The organism is Azospirillum fermentarium (assembly GCF_025961205.1).
Taxonomy (GTDB): Bacteria; Pseudomonadota; Alphaproteobacteria; order Azospirillales; family Azospirillaceae; genus Azospirillum; species Azospirillum fermentarium.
This window is the reverse complement of record NZ_JAOQNH010000001.1, coordinates 1,240,678-1,265,406: the sequence shown is the minus strand read 5'-3', so window position 1 is coordinate 1,265,406 and position 24,729 is coordinate 1,240,678. Positions and strand designations below refer to the sequence as shown.

General features: G+C 66.0%; 39 protein-coding genes. 5 read left to right on the top strand and 34 right to left on the bottom strand.

Going from position 1 to position 24,729, the window contains the following annotated elements; translation table 11 throughout:
- Positions 1–12: 12 nt before the first annotated feature.
- From mobB to M2352_RS06025, 4 genes are all read right to left on the bottom strand, one after another.
- A complete protein-coding gene (mobB, locus tag M2352_RS06040) occupies positions 13–510 on the bottom strand; it encodes a molybdopterin-guanine dinucleotide biosynthesis protein B (protein ID WP_264663592.1) in 498 nt (165 codons plus the stop codon).
- Between the two features lie 32 nt (positions 511–542).
- Complete coding sequence (gene pgsA, locus M2352_RS06035) at positions 543–1,151, bottom strand: CDP-diacylglycerol--glycerol-3-phosphate 3-phosphatidyltransferase (protein ID WP_264663591.1); 609 nt, start codon at positions 1,149–1,151, stop codon at positions 543–545.
- Positions 1,152–1,201: 50 nt separating this feature from the next.
- Positions 1,202–3,154 carry an excinuclease ABC subunit UvrC gene (uvrC, locus tag M2352_RS06030; protein WP_264663590.1) on the bottom strand — a complete coding sequence of 651 codons (1,953 nt, stop codon included), beginning with the start codon at positions 3,152–3,154 and terminating at the stop codon, positions 1,202–1,204.
- Positions 3,155–3,527: 373 nt separating this feature from the next.
- Positions 3,528–4,298 (bottom strand): SDR family oxidoreductase, encoded by a 771-nt coding sequence (locus tag M2352_RS06025; RefSeq protein ID WP_264663589.1) that lies wholly within the window; start codon positions 4,296–4,298, stop codon positions 3,528–3,530.
- 74 nt (positions 4,299–4,372) lie between these two features.
- Here M2352_RS06025 and M2352_RS06020 point away from each other — a divergent pair, with 74 nt between their 5' ends.
- Both M2352_RS06020 and M2352_RS06015 read left to right on the top strand, forming a co-directional pair.
- A complete protein-coding gene (locus M2352_RS06020) occupies positions 4,373–5,200 on the top strand; it encodes a hypothetical protein (RefSeq protein ID WP_264663588.1) in 828 nt (275 codons plus the stop codon).
- 14 nt (positions 5,201–5,214) lie between these two features.
- The gene (locus M2352_RS06015; protein ID WP_264663587.1) at positions 5,215–5,634 is read left to right on the top strand and encodes a cupin domain-containing protein; all 420 of its coding nucleotides are present in this window, start codon (positions 5,215–5,217) and stop codon (positions 5,632–5,634) included.
- On the opposite strand, the gene M2352_RS06010 is transcribed toward M2352_RS06015, so the two are convergent.
- Positions 5,624–6,574, bottom strand: coding sequence for a hypothetical protein (locus M2352_RS06010; RefSeq protein ID WP_264663586.1), 951 nt, complete (start codon positions 6,572–6,574; stop codon positions 5,624–5,626). The genes M2352_RS06015 and M2352_RS06010 overlap by 11 nt on opposite strands.
- 50 nt (positions 6,575–6,624) lie before the next feature.
- Here M2352_RS06010 and M2352_RS06005 point away from each other — a divergent pair, with 50 nt between their 5' ends.
- Positions 6,625–7,926 carry a replication-associated recombination protein A gene (locus M2352_RS06005; protein WP_264663585.1) on the top strand — a complete coding sequence of 434 codons (1,302 nt, stop codon included), beginning with the start codon at positions 6,625–6,627 and terminating at the stop codon, positions 7,924–7,926.
- Positions 7,927–8,014: 88 nt separating this feature from the next.
- Positions 8,015–8,593, top strand: coding sequence for a hypothetical protein (locus M2352_RS06000; protein ID WP_264663584.1), 579 nt, complete (start codon positions 8,015–8,017; stop codon positions 8,591–8,593).
- Between the two features lie 67 nt (positions 8,594–8,660).
- Here the strand turns inward: M2352_RS06000 and M2352_RS05995 are convergent, their stop codons facing one another.
- Positions 8,661–9,137 carry a hypothetical protein gene (locus M2352_RS05995; protein ID WP_264663583.1) on the bottom strand — a complete coding sequence of 159 codons (477 nt, stop codon included), beginning with the start codon at positions 9,135–9,137 and terminating at the stop codon, positions 8,661–8,663.
- A 142-nt stretch (positions 9,138–9,279) separates the two neighbouring features.
- Entirely contained in the window at positions 9,280–9,663 is a 384-nt protein-coding gene (locus M2352_RS05990) for a hypothetical protein (RefSeq protein ID WP_264663582.1), read from the bottom strand.
- A gap of 101 nt (positions 9,664–9,764) precedes the next feature.
- Here M2352_RS05990 and M2352_RS05985 point away from each other — a divergent pair, with 101 nt between their 5' ends.
- The gene (locus M2352_RS05985; protein WP_264663581.1) at positions 9,765–10,034 is read left to right on the top strand and encodes a hypothetical protein; all 270 of its coding nucleotides are present in this window, start codon (positions 9,765–9,767) and stop codon (positions 10,032–10,034) included.
- A gap of 17 nt (positions 10,035–10,051) precedes the next feature.
- Here M2352_RS05985 and M2352_RS05980 read toward each other — a convergent pair whose 3' ends face one another.
- The 27 genes from M2352_RS05980 to rplC all read right to left on the bottom strand — a co-directional run bounded on the left by M2352_RS05980 (position 10,052) and on the right by rplC (position 24,685).
- Positions 10,052–10,630 carry a YqaA family protein gene (locus M2352_RS05980; protein ID WP_264663580.1) on the bottom strand — a complete coding sequence of 193 codons (579 nt, stop codon included), beginning with the start codon at positions 10,628–10,630 and terminating at the stop codon, positions 10,052–10,054.
- A 104-nt stretch (positions 10,631–10,734) separates the two neighbouring features.
- Entirely contained in the window at positions 10,735–11,160 is a 426-nt protein-coding gene (gene rplQ / locus M2352_RS05975) for a 50S ribosomal protein L17 (protein ID WP_264663579.1), read from the bottom strand.
- 166 nt (positions 11,161–11,326) lie between these two features.
- Positions 11,327–12,343: a DNA-directed RNA polymerase subunit alpha gene (locus M2352_RS05970; protein ID WP_264663578.1), complete on the bottom strand. Its 1,017-nt coding sequence runs from the start codon at positions 12,341–12,343 to the stop codon at positions 11,327–11,329.
- Between the two features lie 150 nt (positions 12,344–12,493).
- A complete protein-coding gene (rpsK, locus tag M2352_RS05965) occupies positions 12,494–12,892 on the bottom strand; it encodes a 30S ribosomal protein S11 (RefSeq protein ID WP_264663577.1) in 399 nt (132 codons plus the stop codon).
- Positions 12,893–12,909: 17 nt separating this feature from the next.
- Positions 12,910–13,278: a 30S ribosomal protein S13 gene (gene rpsM / locus M2352_RS05960; RefSeq protein ID WP_264663576.1), complete on the bottom strand. Its 369-nt coding sequence runs from the start codon at positions 13,276–13,278 to the stop codon at positions 12,910–12,912.
- A 252-nt stretch (positions 13,279–13,530) separates the two neighbouring features.
- Positions 13,531–14,175: an adenylate kinase gene (locus tag M2352_RS05955; RefSeq protein ID WP_264663575.1), complete on the bottom strand. Its 645-nt coding sequence runs from the start codon at positions 14,173–14,175 to the stop codon at positions 13,531–13,533.
- The gene (gene secY, locus M2352_RS05950; protein ID WP_264663574.1) at positions 14,172–15,512 is read right to left on the bottom strand and encodes a preprotein translocase subunit SecY; all 1,341 of its coding nucleotides are present in this window, start codon (positions 15,510–15,512) and stop codon (positions 14,172–14,174) included. The genes M2352_RS05955 and secY overlap by 4 nt, the downstream gene beginning before the upstream one ends.
- Positions 15,513–15,647: 135 nt before the next feature.
- On the bottom strand, positions 15,648–16,130 hold the full coding sequence (gene rplO / locus M2352_RS05945; RefSeq protein ID WP_264663573.1) for a 50S ribosomal protein L15: 483 nt from the start codon (positions 16,128–16,130) through the stop codon (positions 15,648–15,650).
- A 4-nt stretch (positions 16,131–16,134) separates the two neighbouring features.
- A complete protein-coding gene (gene rpmD, locus M2352_RS05940) occupies positions 16,135–16,326 on the bottom strand; it encodes a 50S ribosomal protein L30 (RefSeq protein WP_264663572.1) in 192 nt (63 codons plus the stop codon).
- Between the two features lies 1 nt (position 16,327).
- Positions 16,328–16,903: a 30S ribosomal protein S5 gene (gene rpsE, locus M2352_RS05935; RefSeq protein ID WP_264663571.1), complete on the bottom strand. Its 576-nt coding sequence runs from the start codon at positions 16,901–16,903 to the stop codon at positions 16,328–16,330.
- A gap of 13 nt (positions 16,904–16,916) precedes the next feature.
- Positions 16,917–17,279 (bottom strand): 50S ribosomal protein L18, encoded by a 363-nt coding sequence (gene rplR, locus M2352_RS05930; RefSeq protein WP_264663570.1) that lies wholly within the window; start codon positions 17,277–17,279, stop codon positions 16,917–16,919.
- A gap of 6 nt (positions 17,280–17,285) precedes the next feature.
- Positions 17,286–17,819, bottom strand: a complete 534-nt coding sequence (gene rplF, locus M2352_RS05925) for a 50S ribosomal protein L6 (RefSeq protein ID WP_264663569.1) — start codon at positions 17,817–17,819, stop codon at positions 17,286–17,288.
- A gap of 10 nt (positions 17,820–17,829) precedes the next feature.
- On the bottom strand, positions 17,830–18,228 hold the full coding sequence (gene rpsH / locus M2352_RS05920; protein ID WP_264663568.1) for a 30S ribosomal protein S8: 399 nt from the start codon (positions 18,226–18,228) through the stop codon (positions 17,830–17,832).
- A 13-nt stretch (positions 18,229–18,241) separates the two neighbouring features.
- Positions 18,242–18,547 carry a 30S ribosomal protein S14 gene (rpsN, locus tag M2352_RS05915; RefSeq protein WP_264663567.1) on the bottom strand — a complete coding sequence of 102 codons (306 nt, stop codon included), beginning with the start codon at positions 18,545–18,547 and terminating at the stop codon, positions 18,242–18,244.
- Between the two features lie 20 nt (positions 18,548–18,567).
- Positions 18,568–19,110, bottom strand: a complete 543-nt coding sequence (gene rplE, locus M2352_RS05910) for a 50S ribosomal protein L5 (protein ID WP_264663566.1) — start codon at positions 19,108–19,110, stop codon at positions 18,568–18,570.
- 11 nt (positions 19,111–19,121) lie between these two features.
- Positions 19,122–19,442 (bottom strand): 50S ribosomal protein L24, encoded by a 321-nt coding sequence (gene rplX, locus M2352_RS05905; protein WP_264663565.1) that lies wholly within the window; start codon positions 19,440–19,442, stop codon positions 19,122–19,124.
- Positions 19,439–19,807, bottom strand: a complete 369-nt coding sequence (gene rplN, locus M2352_RS05900) for a 50S ribosomal protein L14 (RefSeq protein ID WP_264663564.1) — start codon at positions 19,805–19,807, stop codon at positions 19,439–19,441. The genes rplX and rplN overlap by 4 nt, the downstream gene beginning before the upstream one ends.
- A gap of 18 nt (positions 19,808–19,825) precedes the next feature.
- On the bottom strand, positions 19,826–20,080 hold the full coding sequence (gene rpsQ, locus M2352_RS05895; protein WP_264663563.1) for a 30S ribosomal protein S17: 255 nt from the start codon (positions 20,078–20,080) through the stop codon (positions 19,826–19,828).
- A gap of 12 nt (positions 20,081–20,092) precedes the next feature.
- Positions 20,093–20,299 (bottom strand): 50S ribosomal protein L29, encoded by a 207-nt coding sequence (gene rpmC, locus M2352_RS05890; RefSeq protein ID WP_264663562.1) that lies wholly within the window; start codon positions 20,297–20,299, stop codon positions 20,093–20,095.
- Complete coding sequence (rplP, locus tag M2352_RS05885; RefSeq protein ID WP_264663561.1) at positions 20,296–20,724, bottom strand: 50S ribosomal protein L16; 429 nt, start codon at positions 20,722–20,724, stop codon at positions 20,296–20,298. The genes rpmC and rplP overlap by 4 nt, the downstream gene beginning before the upstream one ends.
- Positions 20,725–20,736: 12 nt before the next feature.
- Positions 20,737–21,507, bottom strand: coding sequence for a 30S ribosomal protein S3 (rpsC, locus tag M2352_RS05880; protein ID WP_264663560.1), 771 nt, complete (start codon positions 21,505–21,507; stop codon positions 20,737–20,739).
- Position 21,508: 1 nt separating this feature from the next.
- The gene (rplV, locus tag M2352_RS05875; protein WP_264663559.1) at positions 21,509–21,901 is read right to left on the bottom strand and encodes a 50S ribosomal protein L22; all 393 of its coding nucleotides are present in this window, start codon (positions 21,899–21,901) and stop codon (positions 21,509–21,511) included.
- A gap of 3 nt (positions 21,902–21,904) precedes the next feature.
- On the bottom strand, positions 21,905–22,183 hold the full coding sequence (gene rpsS / locus M2352_RS05870) for a 30S ribosomal protein S19 (protein WP_264663558.1): 279 nt from the start codon (positions 22,181–22,183) through the stop codon (positions 21,905–21,907).
- Positions 22,184–22,195: 12 nt separating this feature from the next.
- The gene (rplB, locus tag M2352_RS05865) at positions 22,196–23,020 is read right to left on the bottom strand and encodes a 50S ribosomal protein L2 (protein ID WP_264663557.1); all 825 of its coding nucleotides are present in this window, start codon (positions 23,018–23,020) and stop codon (positions 22,196–22,198) included.
- 16 nt (positions 23,021–23,036) lie between these two features.
- A complete protein-coding gene (locus tag M2352_RS05860; protein WP_264663556.1) occupies positions 23,037–23,354 on the bottom strand; it encodes a 50S ribosomal protein L23 in 318 nt (105 codons plus the stop codon).
- Positions 23,351–23,971, bottom strand: a complete 621-nt coding sequence (gene rplD / locus M2352_RS05855) for a 50S ribosomal protein L4 (protein WP_264663555.1) — start codon at positions 23,969–23,971, stop codon at positions 23,351–23,353. The genes M2352_RS05860 and rplD overlap by 4 nt, the downstream gene beginning before the upstream one ends.
- A 6-nt stretch (positions 23,972–23,977) precedes the next feature.
- The gene (gene rplC, locus M2352_RS05850; protein WP_264663554.1) at positions 23,978–24,685 is read right to left on the bottom strand and encodes a 50S ribosomal protein L3; all 708 of its coding nucleotides are present in this window, start codon (positions 24,683–24,685) and stop codon (positions 23,978–23,980) included.
- Between the last annotated feature and the right edge of the window lie 44 nt (positions 24,686–24,729).

Below are 24,729 nucleotides of genomic sequence, written 5' to 3'. Positions count from 1 at the left end.
GCGGCGGGACGGTCAGACCGGGACCGCCCGCGCCACCACCAGATCGGCCACCGCCTCCGCGTCGTCCAGGCGCAGGACGGGGACCGGCGACTCGGGCACCGGGCCGTCGCTGGCCACCGCCACGATGGACGGGTCGGTGGGGGCGATCAGCGGCTTGCCCACCGCGGCCCGCCACACCTCCAGCTTGGGGTGCGGCTGGCGCTTGAAGCCCTCCACCAGCAGCAGATCCACCGGGGACATCTTGGGCAGCAGGTCGTCCAGGGTCGGTTCGTCCTCCCCCCGCAGCTCGTGCATCAGGGCCCAGCGGAGCGGGGAGCTGACCAGAACCTCGGTGGCGCCGGACAGGCGGTGGTTGAAGCTGTCCTTACCGGGATGGTCGATGTCGAAGCCCTTGTGGGCGTGCTTCATGGTGGAAACGGTCAGGCCACGGCGCACCAGCGCCGGGATCAGCGACACGATCAGGGTCGTCTTGCCGCTGCCGCTCCAGCCCGTCAGGCCGAAAATCTTCATTGGGGTCCGGGGAGTCCGTGGGGTCCGTGTGCTCACGCCGATTGCGCCGGCTTGCCGGGTGGGGGGGATGCGGCACCGCGCGGCGGCACCGCCATCATGTGCGAAATGCCGACACGGGTGTAATCCCACCCGGTGACGAAGGTCAGGAGTGCGGCCACCCACAGCCCCAGCGTGCCGATGATGGTGGACGGGATTTCCGGCGGGCCATAGTCGCCGACGATCAGAAAGCCCAGGGCCACCATCTGGATCGTGGTCTTCCACTTGGCCAGCCGGGTGACCGGCACGCCCACGTTCAGCCCCGCCAGATATTCGCGCAGGCCCGACACCAGCACCTCGCGCAGCAGGATCACCACCGCCGCCAGCACCGACACGCCGGTCAGCCGCGCCATCGCCACCAGCATGATCAGCACCGCCGACACCAGCAGCTTGTCGGCGATGGGGTCGAGGAAGCGGCCGATCACCGATTCCTGCGCCCAGATGCGCGCCAGATAGCCGTCGAAATAATCGGTGATGCAGGCGGCGGCGAACAGCCCCATGGCCGTCCACGCCGCCCATGCCTCAGGCACGTAGAACAGCCCCACCACCAAGGGAATGATCGCGATGCGCGACAGGGTCAGGATGTTGGGCAGGCTGGTCAGCATGGCTGCTTTGGGCGGCTTGTCGTGGGCGGCGGGAACGGGCGGGCCGCATTCTAACCGTCTGGATGGAAATGATCGTAGATCTTTTTCGCAACCGTGCGGCTGATTCCGTCCACCCCCTCCAAATCCGCCAGCCCGGCCCGCGCCACGGCTTTCGCACTGCCGAAATGCAGCAGCAGCGCCTTCTTGCGCGCGGGCCCGATTCCGGGAATTTCATCGATGGGAGACTGCGAAATCGCCTTCGTCCGCCGCGCCCGGTGCGTGCCGATGGCGAAACGGTGCGCCTCGTCCCGCAGCCGTTGCAGGAAATAGAGCACGGGGTCTTTCGGCTCCATCTGGAACGGCGCCCGGCCGGGCAGGACGAAATGCTCGCGGCCGGCGTCGCGGTCCGGCCCCTTGGCGATGCTGACCAGGGGGACGTCGTCGATTCCCAATTCCTCCAGCACGCCGCGCACCACGTTCAACTGCCCCAGCCCGCCGTCGATCAGCACCAGATCGGGCCAGGAGCCGCCGGTGCGGTCGGGGTCTTCCCGTTGCGCGCGGGCGAAGCGGCGCTCCATCACCTCGCGCATCATGGCGTAGTCGTCGCCGGCCGCCTCGGCGCTTTTGATGTTGAACTTGCGGTAGGCGTTCTTGATGAACCCCTCCGGCCCCGCCACGATCATGGCGCCGATGGAGAACGCCCCCTGGACGTGGGAGTTGTCGTAGACCTCGATCCGTTCCGGCGGACCGTCCAGGCCGAAGGCCGCCGCCACCCCCTCCAGCAGCCGGCGCTGGGACGAGCTTTCGGCCAGCCGGCGCCCGTGCGCCTCGCGCGCGTTGGTCAGCGCGTGGTCCACCACCCGGCGCTTGTCGCCGCGCTGGGGCACGGCCAGCTCCACCCGGCGCTCCGCCCGCACCGCCAGCGCCTCGGCCAGCAGCTCGTGCTCGGGCAGTTCGTGGCTGAGCAGCACCAGCGGCGGCGGCGCCTTGTTCTCGTAGAACTGGGCGACGAAGGCCGACAGCACCTCCTCCAGCGTGGCCGCCTTGTCGTGGCTGGGGAAATAGGCGCGGTTGCCGTAGTTGCGCCCGCCGCGGAAGAAGAACACCTGGATGCAGGTGGTGCCGCCGTCGGTGAAGGCGGCGATGACGTCGGCGTCCTCCAGCACCCCTTCCATGTTGATGTCCTGGTGGGCCTGGATGGCGGTCAGGGCGCGGATGCGGTCGCGGTAGCGGGCCGCGGCCTCGAAATCCAGCGACTCCGACGCTTCCATCATCGCCGCGGCCAGCGCGTCCTGGATATCGCGGCTCTTGCCCGACAGGAAGGCGCGGGCCTGATCCACCTGCGCCCCGTATTCCCCGGGGCTGACGCGGCCGACGCACGGCGCCGTGCAGCGCTTGATCTGGTACTGCAAACACGGGCGGGTGCGGCTGGAGAACACCGAATCGGCGCAGTTGCGCAGCAGGAACGCGCGCTGCAGCGCCGTGATGGTGCGGTTCACCGCCCCGGCGGACGCGAACGGCCCGTAATAGTCGGCGTCCTTCCCCCGGGCCCCGCGGTGCTTGGTGAGCTGGGGGTAGTCGTGGCCGCGGGTGATCATGATGTGCGGGAACGTCTTGTCGTCCCGCAGCAGCACGTTGTACCGCGGCATCAGCTTCTTGATCAGGTTCGATTCCAGCAGCAGCGCCTCCACCTCGGTGTGGGTGGTGACGAACTCCATGGTTTCGGTTTCCGAGACCATGCGCTGCAGCCGCACCGGCAGCTTGTTGACCTGGGTGTAGTTGGTGACGCGCCGTTTCAGGTTCCGCGCCTTGCCCACGTACAGCACCGCCCCGTCGCCCGCCAGCATGCGGTAGACGCCGGGGGTGGCCGGCAGGGTCTTCAGATGGGTGCGGATCACCTCCGTCCCCCGCGCCAGGTCGGGCGCCCGGCGGACCGGCTTAGCCGATTCGGCAGAGGCGGCCAGCGGGGCACCATCGGCGGCGGCGGCGGGAGAGTCGGGCGATTCCGGCAAAGATTCGGTCATGAACGCGGATTCGGGGCCTGTCCAAGCGCGGACTCCGGGGCGCCCGGCCCGCTTTTGGGCGCCCTGTCCGATGGGGGTAACTCTATCCACGATTCCTGTGGATAAGTCTGTCGATAACCAATGGGCTACCACATGGGGAGTAAGAGTCCACAAGGGATTCCAGGCTATCGCCTATTTTTTGGGCAATTTTTCTAAGTTATTGATTTTGCGCGGTGTTTATATTGTCAAGCGACTCACGGCGCCCCAGGTTTCAAAATTGTCACACGGTGAAAATGAGTCCTTGCGCAACCGCACCTCCCTGTGTAAAACGCGGCCCCCGCTGAATCCCGCACCGCCTGAGAACCTCTCAGAAACAGCTTATGGAAGGCCCCGATCACTCCACCGGGACGAAGCCGCGGGACGGCTGCGCCCACCCCATGTGCTCCCCCCCGTCCAGCGCGATCATCTGGCCCGTGACCGCCGGGGCATCGATCAGGAAACGGATGGCGGCGCAGATCTCCGACGGCGACGTGCTGCGCTGCATGGGCACCGCCGCGGCCTGCTGGGCGAAGTGGTCCTCGGTCTGGCGCTCGTTGCGCAGGGTGGGGCCGGGGCCGATGCCGTTCACGCGGATGCGCGGGGCCAGCGCCTGGGCCAGCGTCTGGGTCAGCGTCCACAGCCCCGCCTTGGACAGGGTGTAGGAGATGAAGTGCGGCGTCAGGTTCCACACCCGCTGGTCCAGCATGTTGACCACCAGCCCGTGTTCCCCCGCCGGCAGCCGGCGGGCGAAATCCTGGATCAGCACGAAGGGCGCGCGCAGGTTCGCTTCCATATGCGTGTCCCACGAGCCGCGGGTGACCGTCGCCACCTCGTCCCGGTCGAAGGACGAGGCGTTGTTCACCAGCAGCGTCAGCGGCCCCAGCCGCTCCGCCGCCCGGTCCACCAGCGTGCGGACCGCCGATTCGTCCATCAGGTCGGCGTGGAGCGCCACGGCCCGGCCCCCCTGGCGTTCGATGGCGCGGACCACCTCCTCCGCGTCGTCGGCGGAACGATGGTAATGAACCCCCACCGCCCAGCCGTGGGCGGCAAGATCCAGGGCGATGGCCCGCCCGATGCGCTTTCCGGCACCGGTGACCAGGGCGGCTTTTCTCTTGATCTCAACCATGCCGCCATAGGTACTTTGCCCCCGCCGCCGGTCAAGGGAAAGCAGCGGCGATTGGTGGGGAGGCGGACCATCCCATGCTGCGCGAATTGTGGGAGTATCTGGCCACCCCCGCCCCGGCCGCGGCCCGCCGGCTGGGCTATGTGACCGAAACCGTGGCGCTCGGCGCCCGCCACCGCCGCCAGCACCACGCCTGGGCCCCCCACGTGGCCGCCTGCCACGCCTTCATTGAGCGCGCCGCCGCCGCCGCGGACCCCGGCGGGCGGGCGCTGGTGCTGGGGTCGGGATGGCTGGCCGAGGTGCCGCTGCCGGCCCTGGCGTCCCGATTCGCCCATGTGGTGCTGGCCGACATCATCCACCCCCGCCCGGTGCGGCGGCTGGCCGCCCGCTTCCCCAACGTGCGGCTGGAAACGCTGGACGTCACCGGCACCGCCGCACCGCTGGCCGCCGGTGCGCCGCCCGATCCCACCGCCGCCGTCTTTCCCGCCGGGCCGTTCGCCTTCGCCGTATCGTGCAACCTGCTGTCCCAGCTTCCCATCCTGCCGCTCCGGGCCCTGGAGAAAGCCGGCCGGGGGGAGGAGGCGTGCCGCGGCTTCGCCCAGGCCCTGATCCGCGCCCATCTGGAGCGGCTGCGCGCCGCCGCCCCGGTGGCCGCCCTCTACAGCGACACCGCCGCCCTGTGGCTGGACCGCGGCGGGCGGGTGGTGCAGCGCGACGGCACCCTGTGGGACGTGACGCTGCCCCCCGCCGACGGCGCATGGGCATGGGACATCGCGCCCGCCCCCGAGGAGCACCGCAGCCTCAGCCTGCGGCATTGTGTGAACGGCTGGCGCAATCTGAACGCCATGGATGGACAGTGGGCGAGTGCCTCATCACCCTCGGACTCATCCTTAAGAGATCTGTGATGAAAGGCACCGCCATGCGCCGACTCGCCGCTGCCGCCCTCGCCTGCCTGCTTCCCGCCGCCCCGGCCCTGGCCGACGGCTACGCCGCGGCGGTGAAGGCCACGCCCCTGCTCCAGACCTCCACCCACAGCGACGGCGTTCCCCTGGCCTATCCCGCCGGCACGCCCAAGATCACCACGCTGCTGGTGGAGATCCCGCCCGGCGCCGACACCGGGCGCCACCGCCACCCGGTGCCGCTGATCGCCTATATCCTCGAAGGCTCGGTGCTGGTGGAGGCCGACGGCCAGCCGCCCCAGGTGTTCACCGCCGGGCAGGCCATCGCCGAAAGCTCGGGCTGGCACATCGGGCGCAACACCGGCACCACGCCGGTGAAGATCATCGGCGTGTTCATCGGCGCCGAGGGCGCGGCCAACACCGTGCCCTTCAAGGAATAGCCCCGCCCAGCCCGGCTCCGAAGATCCACCCCTCGCGCCGCCGCGCCTCCTCGTCCAGGGCCGGCGGCGCCCACACCCCCGGCACCCCCAGCAGCCGGCGCATTCCCGCCGCCGACACCAGCGCGTCCGACGCGTGGTCGTCCACGGGCCCCGTCAGCCCCATGGGCCGCGACCCCAGCACCGCCAGGGCTGCATCCAGATCCGCCCCGTCCCGCAGCTTCCGCCGCCCGAATCCGGCGCGCATCAGGAACAGCCGCGGGTAGATCTCGGCCAGCACCAGCCGGGACGCCGGACCGGGGGTGTCGAACGGCCACACCGCCACCCGCCCTGGACCGGCGGCGCGCAGGGCCCGCAGCATCCGCATCCCCGCCAGCGCCCCCCGCCCCACCTGCTTGGCGCCGATCAGCTTGTAGGGGCTCTGCGGCTCGCCCAGGCCATCGCGGCGGCACGCCCACTCCGCGCCTCTGTGCGGGTCGGTGTACCAGCCGGGCTGGCGGCCCGCGGTCCAGAAATCGGGGCCGAACACCGGGTCGTCCACGAAGGGGGCGCCGCCGAAGTCCGGTTCCCCCGCGCAAGCCCCTTCGATGCGGTCCCACAGGGTGAAGGCCGTGGCATCGGGGGGCAGATGGCGCCCGGCCACCGCGAACGGCAGGGAGAAGGCACAGTCGATGCCCACCACGGCGTTGGTCAGGCCCGACAGCCAGTCATGCACCGCCGTGCGGGACCACCAGCCGGAGGGGGGCGTCACGAGCACGGGTGGCTCATCGCCCGGGCCGCACGTCGCCACCGCGATGCCCCGGTAGCGCGTGCCGCGGGCGCCGGACCAGTCGATCGCAACCACCTGCGAGGGGTTCCACCCCTCGCTCTCCCCGGCCTGCGAGGGGTTCCACCCCTCGCCCTCCCCGGCAAGGGCCGACGACCCTTGCATCCCATCGGTCATGGACGCACCTTACACAAAGGGAACACCTCAGAAACGGCAGCGGGAAAGAGATGACCACGGGTCCGGGACTCTTCGAAACCATGGCTCCCCGGCCCCTGGCCGACCGGCTGCGGCCCCAGAGCTTGACCGAGGTCGTCGGGCAAGACCACCTGCTCAAGCCCGACGGCCCCATCGGACGCATGATCGCCGCCCACCGCATGGCCTCCATGATCCTGTGGGGGCCGCCCGGCTGCGGCAAGACCACGCTGGCCCGCCTGCTGGCCCAGACCACCGACCTGCATTTCGAACCGCTGTCCGCCGTCTTCTCCGGTGTCGCCGACCTGCGCAAGGTGTTCGAGGCCGCCCGCACCCGCCGCCGCGCCGGTCAGGGCACCCTGCTGTTCATCGACGAGATCCACCGCTTCAACCGCTCCCAGCAGGACGGCTTCCTTCCCTATGTGGAAGATGGAACCATCACGCTGGTCGGCGCCACCACCGAAAACCCTTCCTTCGAACTCAACGCCGCTCTGCTGTCGCGGGCGCAGGTGTTCGTGCTCAACCGCCTGGACGACGCCGCCATGGAAAAGCTGATGGCGCGGGCGGAGGCCGAGATGGGCTACCCCCTCCCCCTCGACACCGACGCCCGCACGGCGCTGAAGGCCATGGCCGACGGCGACGGGCGCTATCTGCTGAACCTGTGCGAGGAGCTGTTCGCGCTCCCCCCCGGCACGGAACTGGACACCACCGGGCTGGCCACCACCATCCAGCGCCGCGCCCCCCTCTACGACAAGGCGCAGGAGGGGCACTACAACCTCATCAGCGCGCTGCACAAATCCCTGCGCGGCTCCGACACCGACGCCGCGCTCTATTGGCTGGCCCGCATGCTGGCCGGCGGCGAAGATCCCCGTTTCATCGCCCGCCGCCTCACCCGATTCGCGGTGGAGGATGTGGGAATGGCCGATCCCGCCGCCCTGCCCCAGGCCATCGCCGCGTGGGAAGCCTATGAACGGCTGGGCAGCCCCGAGGGCGAACTGGCCCTGGCCCAGCTCGTCATCTACCTGGGCACCGCACCGAAATCCAACGCCGGCTATGTGGCGTACAAGGCCGCCACCCGTGCGGCCAAGGACACCGGGTCGCTGATGCCGCCCATGCACATCCTGAACGCCCCCACCCGGCTGATGAAGGATCTCGGCTACGGCAAGGGCTATGCGTACGACCACGACACCGAAGACGGCTTCTCCGGCCAGAACTATTTCCCCGACGGGATGGAGCGCCAGAACTTCTACCGCCCCGTCGAACGCGGGTTCGAACGGGAGATCCGCAAGCGCCTGGATTACTGGTCCCGTCTGCGCGAATCACGGAAGAACCGTTAATCCTAAGCCTGCGCACCATCCGCCTTGCCTCCGCAGCCTTATCTCGTGATGATTACCCCCTGCAACTCAAGGGGTATGGAGAAAAGGGATGCTTCACCCGGAAGCGCTGGAACCCATCGTCACTTTCCTGCGCGGCATCGGCATGGCGGTCGAGTATGGCGATAAGGCGCACAACGGCTTCCTGCCCGGCGTCAACATCCTGGCCGGCGTGATCCACATCGATCCCGACACCCTGGTCTCATCCGGCGACGTGCTGCACGAGGCCGGGCACATCGTCACCGTTCCCCGGCGCCATTGGCCGCGGCTGAACACCGACCTGCAGGTGGACATCGAAGCGCTGCTGGCCCAGGAAACCGGGCCGGACGGCGCCGTCGATCCCGACCTGAACCGGGCCGCCCGGATGGGCGAAGCCATGGCCCAGGCATGGTCCTATGCCGCGGCCCGGCATCTGGACCAGTCGCCGGGGGTCGTGTTCTTCCCCGGCAGCTACAAGCACACCGACTACGAGGGGGATCACCCCATGGTTCAGTGGCTGGAGCGCGGCACCCATTACGGCCCTCTGTCCCTGGCGGAAACCGGCATGACCGGCTTTTCCGGCGTGTTCGGCCAGATGTACGACAACGGCCTGCCCGCCTTCCCCCACATGACCCGCTGGACGCTGGACTGACCCCAGGCACAGGGCGCGCGCGCAAGGGGGGAACATCCCCATGCGCGCCCACAGGCCGCCATCCGGCCTATTCCCTGCCACGCCAGGACGCCCGCGCGAAGCGGTTCAACTCATCATCCAGCGCCCCGCGGGTCGGCGCCGGACCGGTTTCGCCGTAACGCTGGAACACGGCACCGGGACCGGCGAATTTCTTCAGCTCCTCGGCAATCAGATCGCGCCGCTGCTCCGGCGTCATGCCGGCGCTGCGCTGTTCGAGGGACGCCCAATCCACCCGTGCGGCCAAGGCATTGGACGTCATCGTCATGCCGTCGCGGCCGATGACCGCCACGATCTGCTCCCCCTGCCGCACCACGGTGTGCGCCTGGACCGCCCGGTTTTTGGCAACCATCACCGGATCGGGTTCCTGGTTCGCCATCTTCACCACGTCCAGCATCTTGGCGAACTGCGAATCGCCTTCCGGTATCTTGCGGATGGCCGAAGCCGGAAAGGCGGAGAACGCCCCCGCCCGGACGAACCGTCCGCTGCTCGTGATGTCATCGGTCATGCCCGCGTCTCCCGTCATGGTTTTCCACGGGAAAAGCAAAATCCGGGCCAGAGGTTAAACCGCTGTTCTTCAACCTTAAGCGGCAGGCACAAAAAGGGGGCGGATTTGCCCACCGGCAAAATCCGCCCCCCGTTTTTGCCTCTTACGGCTTGCAGCGGTCGAAGCAGCGCTGAAGCTGGGCCTGACAATTGTTGGTCGGGGTGAAGGGCCGCCGGGTGTCACCCCCGAACAGCGAATCGCTGGACGGGCGCGAGGCCACCGAATCCATACAGCTGTTGAACGAGCCGTCGCAGCGCTGGCGGCACGACGCGATATCAGCCGCAACGTCCGAATTTCCGCCCAGCAACGGCGATGCATCCCCCTGTGGACGCGCCGCAGCGGGGGGAGTAGCTTTCGGCACCGCGGGAATGACGCCGGCACCCGCGGACGGCGGCGGAGCGGCGGGCGGCGGCGGGCGCACGGGTTCGGGCGCACAGCCGGCCAGCATGACCGCCAGAACCGCGGCAAGGGTAAAGGGGCGGAACATCGGCTCTCCTGCATCCTTATCATTGGAAAGGCCCGCCGGTATCGGCAGCCACGATCACGCTCCACTATGCCGGGAACGGCAGCAGAAAGGGAATCGCTGAAATGAGCACCCACCCATCCTCGCCACCCCCGCCCCAGGGGCGCCGCACCCTGCCCATCGTCATCGCCCTGCTGGCGTTGGGTCTGGTGATGCTGTTCACCCGCATGCTGTCCATGACCGGTCCCGCCGGCATCGGCGACATGGTGCTGCCGCTGGCGGTGGGGGCCGTGATGGCCGTGGTGATCGTCGTCATCATCCGCAACGACCGCCGCGCCCGCGCCAAGCTGCCCCCGTCGCAGCAGAACCGCATGGACGAAGGGATGCCCCCCTGAACCGGGGGCATCCGGCCTCAGAACACCTTGAAGCTCAGCAAACCGCCGATCACCACCACCAGCATCACCGTCGTCACCAGCATCAGCCGCTTCTCGATGATCTCCTGCACCTGCGGCCCGTAGAAGTGCAGCAGGATGGCGATCATGTAGAACCGCGAGAAGCGTGCGACGATGGAACACAGGATGAAGACGGTCAGATCCAGCTTGGCAAAGCCGGCGGCGATGGCCAGCAGCTTGTAGGGGATCGGCGTCACCCCCTTCAGAATCAAGAACCACGGCCCATAGGTGTCGAAGGCGTGCTGGAATCCGGCGAAGGAATCCTGTGCCCCATAGGCGTCGATCACCATCCGCCCGATGCTTTCGAACAGATAATACCCGATGGCATAGCCCAGCAAGCCCCCCACCAGCGACGCCAGCGCGCAGATGTTGGTGTAGCGCCACAGCTTCTGCCGGTCGGCCAGGCACATGGGAATCAGCATGATGTCCGGCGGCAGGGGAAAGAACGAGCTTTCCGCGAAAGACACGCCGGCCAGCCACCACACGGCATCGGGCCGTTGGGAACGCCGCAAAATCCAGTCGTAGAGCGGTTTCAGCATTCAGGCACGCGACAGCTTCGGGAAGGGGAAATGAAAAAAGCCCCTCCCCCGCCGGTCGGGCTGGGGAGGGGCTTTGATCCTATCACCGGATGGCGACGGGCGTGTTACGCCGCTTCGCCTTCGGTTTCGTCGGCGATGATCACCGGGCCCGAATCCTGGCCCTTGGCGTCTTCGTCGCGGTCAACCAGCTCGATAACGGCCATCGGGGCGGCGTCACCATAGCGGAAGCCGGCCTTCAGGATGCGGACATAGCCGCCCTGACGGTCCTTGTAGCGTTCGGCCAGGGCGTCGAACAGCTTCGCCACGATCACGTCGTCGCGCAGGCGGGCGAAAGCCAGACGGCGGTTGGCCAAGCCACCCTTCTTGCCCAGCGTGATGAGCTTTTCGACGATCGGACGCAGGTCCTTCGCCTTGGGCAGGGTGGTGGTGATCTGCTCGTGCTTCAGCAGAGCGTTCGCCATGTTCGAGAACATGGCCTTACGATGGCTGGTGGTGCGGTTGAGCTTACGCCCGTTCATTCCGTGACGCATATCCACGTCTCCTTCATGGCAAGGCCCCCCTCAGGGAACCGATGGTGACCCTTCCAACCCGTGAAACCGGCATTGGAAGGCCGGACCCCCTGGTCCGGGTTCCAAGGGCCGTCGGCCCTTGGCGGGAAAGTGCGAGAGGGCGCCGCCCTCTCGCCTGTTCCTAGGCTCAGTACGGCTCTTCCAACCGCTTGGCCAGTTCCTCGATGTTCTCGGGCGGCCAGTTGGGGATTTCCATACCCAGGTGCAGCCCCATCTGGGCCAGCACTTCCTTGATTTCGTTCAAGGACTTGCGGCCGAAGTTGGGGGTGCGTAGCATCTCGGCTTCGGTCTTCTGGACCAGATCGCCGATGTAGACGATGTTGTCGTTCTTGAGGCAGTTGGCCGAACGGACCGACAGTTCCAGCTCGTCCACCTTGCGGAGCAGGTTCTTGTTGAACGGAACCTCCTCGTGCTTTTCCTCGGCGACCGCGTGGGTCGGCTCTTCGAAGTTGATGAAGAGCTGGAGCTGGTCCTGGAGGATGCGGGCGGCCAGCGCCACCGCGTCTTCCGGCTTCACGGCCCCGTTGGTCTCGATGGACATGGACAGGCGGTCATAGTCGGTGACCTGGCCCACGCGGGCGTTGTCCACCTTGTACGACACCTTGCGCACCGGCGAGAACAGGGCGTCCACCGGGATCAGGCCGATGGGGGCGTCCTCGGGACGGTTCTGCGAGGCCGGAACATAGCCCTTACCCGTGGCGACGGTCAGTTCCATGTTCAGCTTGGCGCCGGCGTCCAGCGTGCAGATGACCAGATCCGGGTCCATGACGGCGATGTCGGGACCGGTCTCGATCATGCCGGCGCGGACTTCGCCGGGGCCTTCGGCGCGCAGGCGCATGCGCTTCGGACCATCGCCGTGCATGCGCAGGCCCATGGTCTTGATGTTGAGGACGATGTCGGTCACATCCTCGCGCACGCCCGGAATGGACGAGAACTCGTGCAGAACGCCGTCGATCTGGATCGACACCACCGCCGCCCCCTGGAGCGACGACAGCAGCACGCGGCGCAGGGCGTTGCCAAGCGTCAGGCCGAAACCGCGTTCCAGCGGCTCGGCGATCACCGTCGCAACGCGCTCGGGATCCTCGCTGGGCTGGATTTCCAGCTTGCTCGGCTTAATCAGTTCCTGCCAGTTCTTCTGGATCACGGGGATAGCCTCTTTGCCATCGGGTCATGACGATCCCGCAGGGGTGCCGCGTTCCACTTCGGAGCACGCTGCGATGGCGGCAGCGGCCTGTCCCGGAACGAGCACCCCTGCGGGAGCGGAAGGCACTAACGATATCAGACCGGGCCGATATCAGACGCGGCGCTTCTTCGGCGGGCGAACGCCGTTGTGCGGGATCGGCGTCACGTCACGGATGGAGGTGATGGTGAAGCCGATGGACTGGAGGGCGCGCAGCGCCGACTCACGGCCCGAACCCGGCCCCTTCACTTCCACTTCCAGGGTCTTCATGCCGTGTTCCTGGGCCTTGCGGCCCGCGTCTTCGGCGGCGACCTGGGCGGCGTAGGGGGTGGACTTACGCGACCCCTTGAAGCCCATCGTGCCCGACGAGGACCAGGCAATGGTGTTGCCCTGGGCGTCGGTGATGGTGATCATCGTGTTGTTGAACGACGCGTTAACGTGCGCAACACCCGAGGTGATGTTCTTGCGCTCGCGGCGGCGCAGACGCTGAGAAGCAGCGGACGGCTTAGCCATGGCAGGGTATCCTTAAATTACTTCTTCTTGCCCGCGATGGGCTTCGCCGGGCCCTTGCGGGTGCGGGCGTTGGTGTGAGTGCGCTGACCGCGGACCGGCAGGCCCTTACGGTGACGCAGGCCGCGGTAGCAGCCCAGGTCCATCAGACGCTTAATGTTCATCGCCACTTCGCGGCGCAGATCACCTTCGACGCGGTAGTCGGCGTCGATGGTTTCGCGGATGCGAAGGACTTCGTCGTCCGTCAGCTGATTCACACGGCGTTCGGCCGGGATGCCCAGCTTGCCGCAGATTTCCTTGGCCTTGAACGGGCCGATACCATGGATGTAGGTCAACGCGATCTCCACACGCTTCTGCGCGGGGATGTTGACGCCAGCGATACGCGCCACGCCTGCTCTCCTCGATCAACTACACGGCCCCGTGCGGAGCCATCTCAACGTTGCAGGCCCGAAGGGGCCATGAACTCACTCATCATCCGATGAGCATGATTCGGCGGATACACGACCCGAAACCGGGATGCGGCAAACCGCCGAAGGACATGCGTACCCTTCGGGTTCCGAGGGCGCGCAGTATAAAAGAACGGGCTGTCGTGTCAACGAAACAGAACGGCGGACGGTCACAAAACCGTCCGCCGCCCGTCATCAGCCTAGAATCGCCGCAATCTGTTCGGTCACGACGTCGATGTCGGCCATGCCGTCCACCCCCTTCAGCACGCCACGGCTGGCGTAGTAGGGGAGAATCGGCGCGGTCTGCTGGTGGTACTGGTCCAGACGGGTGGTGACCGTCTCGGCGTTGTCGTCGGCACGGCGCTTGAACTCTGTGCCGCCGCACTGGTCGCACACCCCGTCCACCTTCGGCTTTTCGAAGGTGTCGTGATAGCCCTTGCCGCACTTGGCGCAGGTGTAGCGGCCGGTGATGCGTTCCACCAGGGCCGCATCGTCCACCTTCATCTCGATGACGTGGTTCAGCTTCAGCCCCTTGTCGGCCAGCATCTTGTCCAGCGCCTCGGCCTGGGCCACGGTGCGGGGGAAGCCGTCGAGAATGAAGCCGTTCTTCACGTCGGGCTGGTCGATGCGCTGGGAGATCATCTCGATCACCAGTTCATCGGGAACCAGCTTGCCGGCGGCCATGATGTCCTTGGCCTGCTGACCGAGCGGGCTGCCGCTGGCCACCAGAGCGCGCAGCATGTCGCCCGTGGAAAGTTGCACCAGACCACGGGTGTCTTCCAGGCGGCGCGCCTGAGTCCCCTTACCGGCGCCCGGCGGTCCAAGCAGGATCAAATTCATCGTTTCCCCCGAAGCTTCGCTTTCTTGATAAGCCCCTCATACTGGTGTGCCAGCAGATGGGAATGGATCTGGCCAACCGTGTCCATGGTCACCGACACCACGATCAACAGGCTGGTGCCGCCGAAATAAAACGGAACCGCGTGCTGGGCAATCAGAATTTCCGGCAACAGGCAGACCGCGACAAGATACGCAGCCCCGATCACCGTCAGGCGGGTCAAAACCCAGTCCAGATGATCGGCGGTGTTCTTGCCGGGGCGGATGCCCGGAACGAAGCCGCCATACTTACGCAGGTTGTCGGCCGTTTCGGTCGGGTTGAAGACGATGGCCGTGTAGAAGAAGCAGAAGAACACGATCAGCGCCGCGTACAGCACCATATACAGCGGCGTGCCGTGGGCGATGTACTGCGACACGGTTTGCAGCCACTGCGGCCCGTTGCCCCCGGCAAAGCCCACCGCCGTCAGCGGCAACAGCAGCAGCGACGAGGCGAAGATGGGCGGGATCACGCCGGCGGTGTTCAGCTTCAGCGGCAGGTGGGAGGCTTCGCCCCCGTACACGCGGTTGCCCACCTGGCGCTTGGGATACTGCACCAGGATGCGGCGCTGCGCGCGCTCCATGAACACGATGAAGAACACCACGGCCACCGCGATCACCAGCAGCAGCACGATGAGGAAGGTGGACAGAGCGCCCTGACGGCCCAGTTCCAGGGTGTTGACCAGCGCACGCGGCAACTCGGCGACGATACCGGCGAAGATGATCAGCGAAATGCCGTTGCCGATGCCGCGGCTGGTGATCTGCTCGCCCAGCCACATCAGGAACAGCGTGCCGCCCACCAGCGTGATCACCGTGGTCAGACGGAAGAACAGGCCCGGATCGTGCACCGCCGGCCCGAACGAGCCGGTCATGGCCTCCACGCCCACGGCCAGCCCCCAGGCCTGGACGGTCGCCAGCAGCACGGTGCCGTAACGGGTGTATTGGTTCAGCTTCTTCCGGCCGGATTCCCCTTCCTTCTTCATGGCTTCCAGCGTCGGCGACACCGCCGTCAGAAGCTGCACGATGATGGAGGCGGAGATGTACGGCATGATGTTGAGCGCAAAGATGGTCATACGCTGCAACGCACCGCCGGCCAGCATGTCGAACATGCCGAGGATGCCGCCGCCCTGCTGCCGGAAAACGTCCTGAAGAATGTGCGGATCAATCCCCGGCAGCGGAATGTAGGTGCCCAGCCGGTAGATGATGAGAGCGCCCAGGGTGAACCAGATGCGCTTCTTCAGTTCCGTCGCCTTGGCGAAGGCGCCGAAATTGATGTTTGCGGCAAGCTGCTCGGCCGCTGATGCCATGGCTTTCGATCCTTGATCCCAGAGTGGGGCCTAAATGTGCAAACGGGGCGGTCCTGCCACACGGCAGGCCGCCCCGCGCACCAACATCACTGTCGGGTTCGACCGGGGACCGCGTTTGACGGCGGTCCCACGGGATCACTCGGCGGCTTCGGCGGCGGCTGCCGGCAGGGTGACCGAGCCACCCGCCTTTTCCACCGCTTCGATCGCCGACTTGGACGCACCGGCCAGGGAGAAGGTCACCTTGGCGGTGATTTCGCCCTTGCCCAGCAGGCGGACACCCGCCTTTTTGCCCTTGCCGACCACACCGGCGACTTCCAGAGCCGCGGCGTCGATGGTCTGGGACACGTCCAGCTTGCCGGCGTCGATGGCCTTCTGCACCATACCCAGATTCACGACAGCGTATTCTTCACGGAAAATATTCGTGAAGCCACGCTTCGGGAGCCGGCGGTGCAGCGGCATCTGACCGCCTTCGAAGCCGTTGATCGACACGCCGGTACGCGAGGTCTGACCCTTCACGCCACGGCCGCCGGTCTTGCCCTTGCCCGAGCCGATACCACGGCCGACGCGGATGCGCGCCTTGCGGGCACCAGCGTTGTCACGAAGATCGTTCAGCTTCATGGCATCAGCCCTCGTTCTCGACGCGAACCAGATGCGCGACCTTGTTGATCATGCCCCGCACGGCCGGAGTATCCTCCAGTTCGCGGGTCCGGTTCAGCTTGTTGAGGCCCAGGCCCTTCAGCGTGGCGACCTGATCGGACCTGCGCCCGGCCCCGCTGTGGATCTGGGTGACGACGACAGTCTTCTTCTCAGCCATCTCACGCCTCCTTCGCCTCGGCGGCGCCGGTTTCGCGGCGGCCGAGGATATCGCTCACGCGACGGCCACGACGGGCCGCCACCGAACGGGGGCTGACGACCACGCTGAGAGCGTCGAAGGTCGCCTTGATCATGTTGTGCGGGTTGGAGGTGCCAATCGACTTGGTCACCACGTCCGCAACACCCAGGGCTTCGAAGATCGCGCGCATCGGACCACCGGCGATGATGCCGGTACCCGCCGGGGCCGACCGCAGCACGACGCGGCCGGCACCGAAGTGGCCGTTGGCGTCATGATGCAGGGTGCGGCCTTCGCGCAGGGGAACGCGGATCATGCCGCGCTTGGCCTGATCGGTCGCCTTGCGGATGGCTTCCGGGACTTCGCGGGCCTTGCCGGAGCCGTAGCCCACGCGGCCCTTGCCGTCACCGACCACCACCAGGGCGGCAAAACCGAAACGCCGGCCGCCCTTGACGACCTTGGCGACGCGGTTGATGCCGACCAGCTTCTCGATCAGTTCGCTTTCTTCGCGATCCCGCGGCTGCCGATCCCGGTCGCCGCGTTCGCCTCGTTCACGTGCCATAGTCCAGGCTCCCTTAGAAGGACAGGCCGCCCTCGCGGGCCGCCTCAGCCAGGGCCTTGACCCGGCCATGATAGAGATAGCCGCCGCGGTCGAAGACCACTTCCGAGATGCCGGCCGCCTTGGCGCGTTCGGCGATCAGAAGACCGATCTTCTTGGCCGCTTCGACGTTGCCGCCGTGCTTCATCTGGCCGCGGACGTCCTTCTCGGAAGAGGACGCCGCCGCCAGAGTACGGCCCGCCGCATCGTCGATGATCTGGGCGTAGATGTGAAGGTTGGTGCGGTGCACCGACAGACGAAGCCGCCCGCCGGCCTTCTTGGCGATCGAAGCGCGAACGCGCTGCTTACGCCGCTCTTGCAGTTTCTTGCTGTTGAGCATGGCGGGTTACTTCTTCTTACCTTCCTTGCGGAGGATCGTTTCGTTGTCGTACTTGATGCCCTTGCCCTTGTAGGGTTCAGGCTTCTTCCAACCACGGATTTCCGCCGCGACCTGGCCGACCTTCTGCTTGTCGAAGCCGGTGATCGTGATCGACGTCGGCTTGTCGCACTTGATGGCGATGCCTTCCGGGATCGGGTACTTCACGTCGTGGCTGAAGCCGAGCTGCATGACCAGCTCCTTGCCCTGCACGGCCGCGCGGTAACCCACGCCGTTGATTTCCAGGTTCACGGTGTAGCCGTCGGCCACACCCTTTACCATGTTGTTCACCAGCGTGCGGGAGGTCGCCCACATGGTGTAGGCGCGCCGGCTGTCGTTGGCGGGCTTGACGACGACCTTGCCGTCGGCCAGTTCCGCCGAGACATCATCGACCAGCGTCAAAGAGAGCTGACCGAGCTTGCCCTTCACCGACACCACCTTGCCGTCGATCTTGACATCGACGCCGGCGGGGACGGCAACGGGATGTTTGCCAATTCGGGACATCGCGCTCTCCTTAGAAGACGCGGCAGAGAACCTCACCGCCGACGTTGGCGGTGCGGGCCTCGTTGTCGGACATCACGCCGCGCGGCGTGGACAGGATCGCGATGCCGAGGCCGTTGAAGACACGGGGCAGGTCGGCGATCTTGGAGTACACGCGGCGGCCGGGCTTCGACACACGGGCGATCTGCTTAATCACAGGCTCGCCTTCGTGGTACTTCAGCTCGATCTTCAGATTGCGGATACCCGGACGCACTTCCTCTTCGGAATAGCCACGGATGTAGCCTTCGCGCTTGAGGACTTCCAGGACAGTGGTGCGCAGCTTGGAAGCCGGGCTTTCCACAGACGCCATGCGGGCCTGCTGTCCGTTACGGATGCGGGTCAGCATATCGCCGAGGGGATCGCTCAAAGCCATCTTGCGGTCCTCCTTACCAGCTCGACTTCACCATGCCGGGGATCTGGCCGGTCGAGGCCAGTTCCCGCAGCGCGATGCGCGACAGCTTAAACTTACGATAAAAGGCCCGCGGACGGCCGGTCAGTTCGCACCGGTTCCGAATACGGGTCTTCGACGAATTGCGCGGCAGTTCGGCCAGCTTGAGGCGGGCAGCAAACTGGTCTTCCGGCGACACCGAGGGATCTTTGGCGATGGACTTCAGCTTCGCGCGCTTGTTCGCGAACTGCTTTGCCATCTTCATCCGCCGCTTGTTCTTTTCGACGGAGCTGGTCTTGGCCATGGGTTCTTGCTCCTGCTCGATCAGTTCACGAACGGCATCTGGAAGGCCTTCAGGAGAGCCTTGGCTTCCTTGTCGGTCCCCGCGGACGTCACGAAAATGATGTCCATGCCACGGATCTGATCGATCTTGTCGTAATCGATTTCCGGGAAAATGATCTGCTCCTTCACGCCCATGGCATAGTTGCCACGGCCATCGAAGCTGTTGCCCGGGATGCCGCGGAAGTCGCGAACGCGCGGCAGCGCGATGGTGACAAGACGGTCCAGGAATTCGTACATGCGGTCACGGCGCAGCGTGACCTTGCACCCGATGGCCATGCCTTCGCGCAGCTTGAACTGGGCGATGGACTTGCGCGAACGGGTGATCACCGGCTTCTGGCCGGAGATCGCCTGGAGTTCGCCAGCCGCCAGCTGGATCTTCTTGGAGTCGCCGACGGCTTCGCCGACGCCCATGTTGATGATGATCTTCTCAAGAACCGGCACCTGGAAATCGTTCGTGTAACCGAACTCTTCCTTCAGCGCGGAGCGGATCTTGGAATCATAAAGTTCTTTGAGACGTGCAGCCATTGGTCCGGTCCTTACCGATCAATGATCTCGCCGGACCGCTTGGCGACACGCACCTTGCGGCCATCCTCGAGAACCTTGAAGCCGACGCGGGTCGGCTTGCTGTCCTTGGGATCGATGTGGGCGACGTTCGACGCGTGGATCGACGCCTCGACCTCGACGATACCGCCTTCCGAGCGGGCCGAGGCACGAGTGTGCTTCTTCACAACGTTGACGCCCTGCACCACGACGCGGTTCTCCTTGGGGAAAACCTTCAGGACTTCACCCGTCTTGCCCTTATCCTTGCCGGTCAGGACGACGACCTTGTCCTTGGTCTTAACCTTGAACGCCATCACAGCACCTCCGGCGCCAGCGAGATGATCTTCATGAACTTCTTGGCGCGCAGTTCACGGGTGACCGGCCCGAAGATACGGGTGCCGATCGGCTCGCCCTGCTTGTTGATCAGAACAGCGGCGTTCCGGTCGAACCGGATCGCGGAGCCGTCTTCACGACGCAGTTCCTTGGCGGTGCGGACGATGACGGCACGGTGCACGTCACCTTTCTTGACGCGGCCTTTCGGAATGGCTTCCTTCACGGAGACGACAATGATGTCGCCCACCGAGGCAACCTTCCGCTTCGACCCGCCAAGCACCTTGATGCACTGCACCCGGCGCGCCCCGCTGTTGTCGGCGACTTCCAGGTTGGTTTGCATCTGGATCATGGTTGGTACCTTTCTCTATCAGGCGGCGCCGCCAGTGGCGGCGGACTCCGTCACGACCATCCAGCGCTTGCGCTTGGACAGCGGGCGGCACTCGATGATCTGTACACTATCACCCACCTTGAACGCATTACCTTCGTCGTGGGCGGCGTACTTTTTCGACTGACGGATAAACTTTTTGTAGACGGGGTGCATCACGCGACGCTCGACAAGAACGATCACCGTCTTGTCGCACTTATCGCTGACCACCGTGCCCTGCAAAACGCGGCGAGGCATCGATCGCCCTCCTTACTTCGAGGCCGCGGCGGCGCGGGCGCGCTCGCCGAGGATCGTCTTGATGCGCGCGATGTCGCGACGCACGGCATTGACCCGCGCGGTGTTTTCCAGCTGGCCGGAGGCCTTCTGGAAGCGCAGGTTCAGCTGTTCCTTCTTGAGCTGGAGGAGCTGATCGTTCAGCTCGTCCGCGCTCTTGGAGCGGATGTCTTCGGTCTTCATGCCGCCACCTCTTCACCGCCGAGGCGGGTCACGAACTTGGTCTTGATCGGCAGCTTGGCGGCGGCCAGTTCGAACGCGCGCTTGGCGAGTTCGTAGGGCACACCGTCCAGCTCGAACATGATACGGCCGGGGGCCACGCGGGCCGCCCAGTACTCGGGCGAACCCTTACCGGAACCCATGCGGACTTCGGCCGGCTTCTGGGAAACGGGCAGATCCGGGAAAATGCGGATCCACACGCGGCCCTGACGGCGGATGTGGCGGGTGATCGTGCGGCGGGCCGCTTCGATCTGACGCGCCGTGATCCGCTCCGGCTCCAGGGCCTTCAGGCCGTAGGCACCGAAGTTGAGCTGGGTGCCGCCCTTGGCGTTGCCCTTGATCCGGCCCTTGTGGGCCTTACGGTATTTCGTACGCTTCGGAGAAAGCATCGGTCAAACCCCTCACTCGCGCTCAGCGCGCTCGCGGCGCTCGCGGCCGCCACGGTCGTGATCGCGGTCGCGGTCACGGCGTTCACGGCGCTGCGGCTGTTCGCCGTCCGTGTTCACCGCATCGCCGGCCATGCGCTTGTCCTGGGCCATCGGGTCGTGGGCCATGATCTCGCCCTTGAACACCCACACCTTGACACCGCAGGTGCCATAGGTGGTCTTGGCCGTGCCCACACCGTAATCGATGTCGGCGCGCAGGGTATGCAGCGGCACGCGGCCTTCGCGGTACCACTCCATACGGGCGATTTCCGCACCGCCCAGACGGCCGGAGCAGTTGATCCGGATGCCGAGCGCGCCCAGACGCATGGCCGACTGCACCGCGCGCTTCATGGCGCGGCGGAAGGCCACACGGCGTTCCAGCTGGCTGGCGATGTTCTCGGCGATCAGCTTGGCGTCGATTTCCGGCTTGCGGATTTCGACGATGTTCAGGCTGACCTCGCTGCCGGTCATCTTGGCCAGCTCGCCCCGCAGCTTTTCGATGTCGGCGCCCTTCTTGCCGATCACCACGCCGGGACGGGCGGAGTGGATGGTGACGCGCGCCTTCTTGGCGGGACGCTCGATCACCACACGTGAGCACCCGGCCTGGGCCAGACGCTTCTGCAGGAATTCACGCAGCTTCAGATCCTGGTGCAACAGGCCGGCATAATCCTTGCCCGCGAACCAGCGGCTGTCCCACGTGCGGTTGATGCCGACGCGCAGCCCGATCGGATTGACTTTCTGACCCATCTTACTCGGCCCCTTCGGCGGCTTCTTCGCGCTCGCGCACGATGATCGTCAGGTTGGAGAACGGCTTCTCGACCCGAGCGCCACGGCCGCGCGCGCGGGCGTGGAAACGCTTCATCACCATGGCGCGGCCGACGGTCGCGATGGCGACGTACAGACGGTCCACGTCGAGCTGATGATTGTTCTCCGCGTTGGCGATCGCCGCCTGGAGAACCTTCTTGACCTCACCCGAAATACGGCGCTTCGAGAACGTCAGGTCCGCCAGGGCGCGCGAGGCGTCCTTGTTGCGGATCAACTGGGCGACGAGGTTCAGCTTGCGCGGGCTGGTGCGGATCATGGGGGACGAGGCAATCGCCTCGTTCACCGCGATCCGGCTGGGGTTGGAGGGCTTGCCCATGGCTTACTTCCTCTTCGCCTTCTTGTCCGCCGCGTGACCATAGAAGGTGCGCGTCGGAGCGAACTCGCCGAACTTGTGGCCGATCATGTGCTCGGTCACCAGGACCGGCAGATACTTGTGGCCATTGTAGACGCCGAACGTGAGACCCACGAACTGCGGCAGGATGGTCGAACGCCGGGACCAGATCTTGATGATCTCGTTACGGCCGCTGGCCCGCGACTTGTCGGCTTTCTTGAGCAGATAGCCGTCAACGAACGGACCCTTCCAAACGGAACGCGCCACGGTCCGGCCTCCTTACTTCGTGCGACGACGGATGATGAGTCCGTTCGTCTTCTTGTTGCTGCGCGTCTTCTTGCCCTTGGTCGGCTTGCCCCAGGGCGTGACGGGATGACGGCCACCCGAGGTCCGGCCTTCACCACCACCGTGCGGGTGGTCGATCGGGTTCATGGCGACACCGCGGACGGCGGGGCGATGCCCCAGCCACCGGGCACGGCCGGCCTTACCCAGGTTGATGTTCAGCTGGTCGGGGTTCGACACGGCACCGATGGTGGCCATGCACTCGCCGCGGACCATGCGGAGCTCACCCGAGGGAAGCTTCAGCTGGGCATAGCCGCTGTCGCGGCCCACCAGCTGGAGGTAGGTGCCAGCCGAGCGCGCGATCTGACCACCCTTGCCGGCCTTCAGTTCCACATTGTGGACGATGGTGCCGACGGGGATGTTCTTCAGCGGCATCGCGTTGCCGGGCTTCACGTCCACCTTCTCACCCGCGACGACCACATCGCCGGCCTTCAGGCGCTGCGGAGCCAGGATGTAGGAGAGCGTGCCATCCGCGTACTTGATGAGCGCGATGAAGGCGGTGCGGTTCGGATCGTATTCGATCCGCTCGACGGTGGCCGGCACGCCGAACTTGCGGCGCTTGAAATCCACCAGACGATAGACGCGCTTGTGACCACCCCCCATACGGCGGGCGGTGATGCGGCCGGTGTTGTTGCGGCCGCCGCTCTTGCTCAGACCTTCGGTCAGAACCTTGACCGGCTTGCCCTTCCACAGCTCCGAGCGGTCGACGATGACCAGCTGGCGCAGGGACGGGGTAATCGGCCGGAATTGCTTCAATGCCATCGGATCACACTCCCGCTCAGATGCCCGTGGTCACGTCGATCTTGTGACCCTCGGCGAGCGTCACAACCGCCTTCTTCACGTCCGAGCGATAGCCGACGATACCGCGGAAGCGCTTCGTCTTGCCCTTGGCGATCAGGGTATTGACCGCCTTCACCTTGACGTTGAAGAGACCCTCGACCGCCGCCTTGATCTCCGGCTTGGTGGCCGAGAGAGGGACGCGGAAGGTGACCTGGTTGTGCTCCGAACCCAAGGTCGACTTCTCGGTGATGACGGGAGCGACGATCAGGTCGTACATCCGCTCGCGGCTCACCGCAGGTTTCGACTGCTTGCTCATTTCAGACGAGCCTCCAGCTGCTCGACCGCGTTGCGGGTCAGGACCAGCGTGTCGCGGCGCAAAATGTCATAGACGTTGGCGCCCTGCTCCGGCAGCACATCCACCAGCGGGATGTTGCGCGAAGCGCGGACGAAGTTTTCGTCCAGGTTGGCGCCGTCGATGATGAGCACCGACGTCAGGCCCATCGTGGCGAAGCGAGCCGCCAGTTCCTTGGTCTTGTGCGATTCGGCCGCGGCCGCGTCCAGAACGATCAGCTTGCCGTCAGCCGCCTTGGCCGACAGAGCCGTCTTCAGGGCGAGCTTGCGGACCTTCTTGGTCAGATCGTGCTCGTGGCTGCGCACCACCGGCCCGAAGATGGTCGCACCGCCGCGGAACTGGGGCGAGCGGGTCGAACCCTGACGCGCACGGCCCGTGCCCTTCTGGCGGTACGGCTTCTTGGTGGAGCCGCTGATTTCGCTGATGCCCTTGGTCTTGTGCGTGCCGGCGCGGCGCTTGGCCAGCTGCCAGTTGACCATGCGGTGCAGGATGTCGGTGCGAACCGGCAGACCGAAGATCGCGTCGGACAGCTCGATCTCGCCGACGGCCTCGTTGCTCAGATTCTTAATGGTCGCCTTCATTGGGACTTACTCCTGCGACTCGGCGGGAGCCTCAGCCGCCGGCTGCGCCTTGATGGCGGCCGGGAACGGCAGGCCTTCCTGCTTCTTCTTCACAGCGTCGCGGATCTTCACCCAGCCGCCTTCGGCGCCGGGGACGGCACCCTTGACCAGGATGATGCCGCGCGCCTCGTCCACCGAGACGACCTTCAGATTCTGAACCGTCACCTTCTCGTCGCCGAGATGGCCGGCCATCTTCTTGTTCTTGAAGACCTTGCCGGGATCCTGACGGTTACCCGTCGAACCGTGCGAGCGGTGGGACACCGACACGCCGTGCGACGCACGCAGACCGCCGAAGTTCCAGCGCTTCATGCCGCCGGCAAAACCCTTACCGATCGAGGTGCCGGTCACGTCCACGAACTGGCCGGGGACGAAATGGGCCACCGACAGCTCGGCACCGACTTCGATCAGCGCATCGGCGTCGACTCGGAATTCCACGAGCTTGCGCTTGGGTTCCACGCGCGCCTTGGCGAAATGCCCGCGCAGCGGCTGGGTGACGTTCTTCACCTTGATGGTGCCAGCACCAAGCTGGACCGCGGTGTAGCCGTCGGTTTCTTCGGTGCGCACAGCGACGACCTGGCAGCCGTCAACTTTCAGCACAGTCACCGGCACATGCTCGCCCTCATCGGTGAAGATGCGGGTCATGCCGAGTTTCTGCGCGATCAAACCGGATCGCATACTTTTATCTCCTGACCAGGGACATCCGCCACTATCGGAGAGGT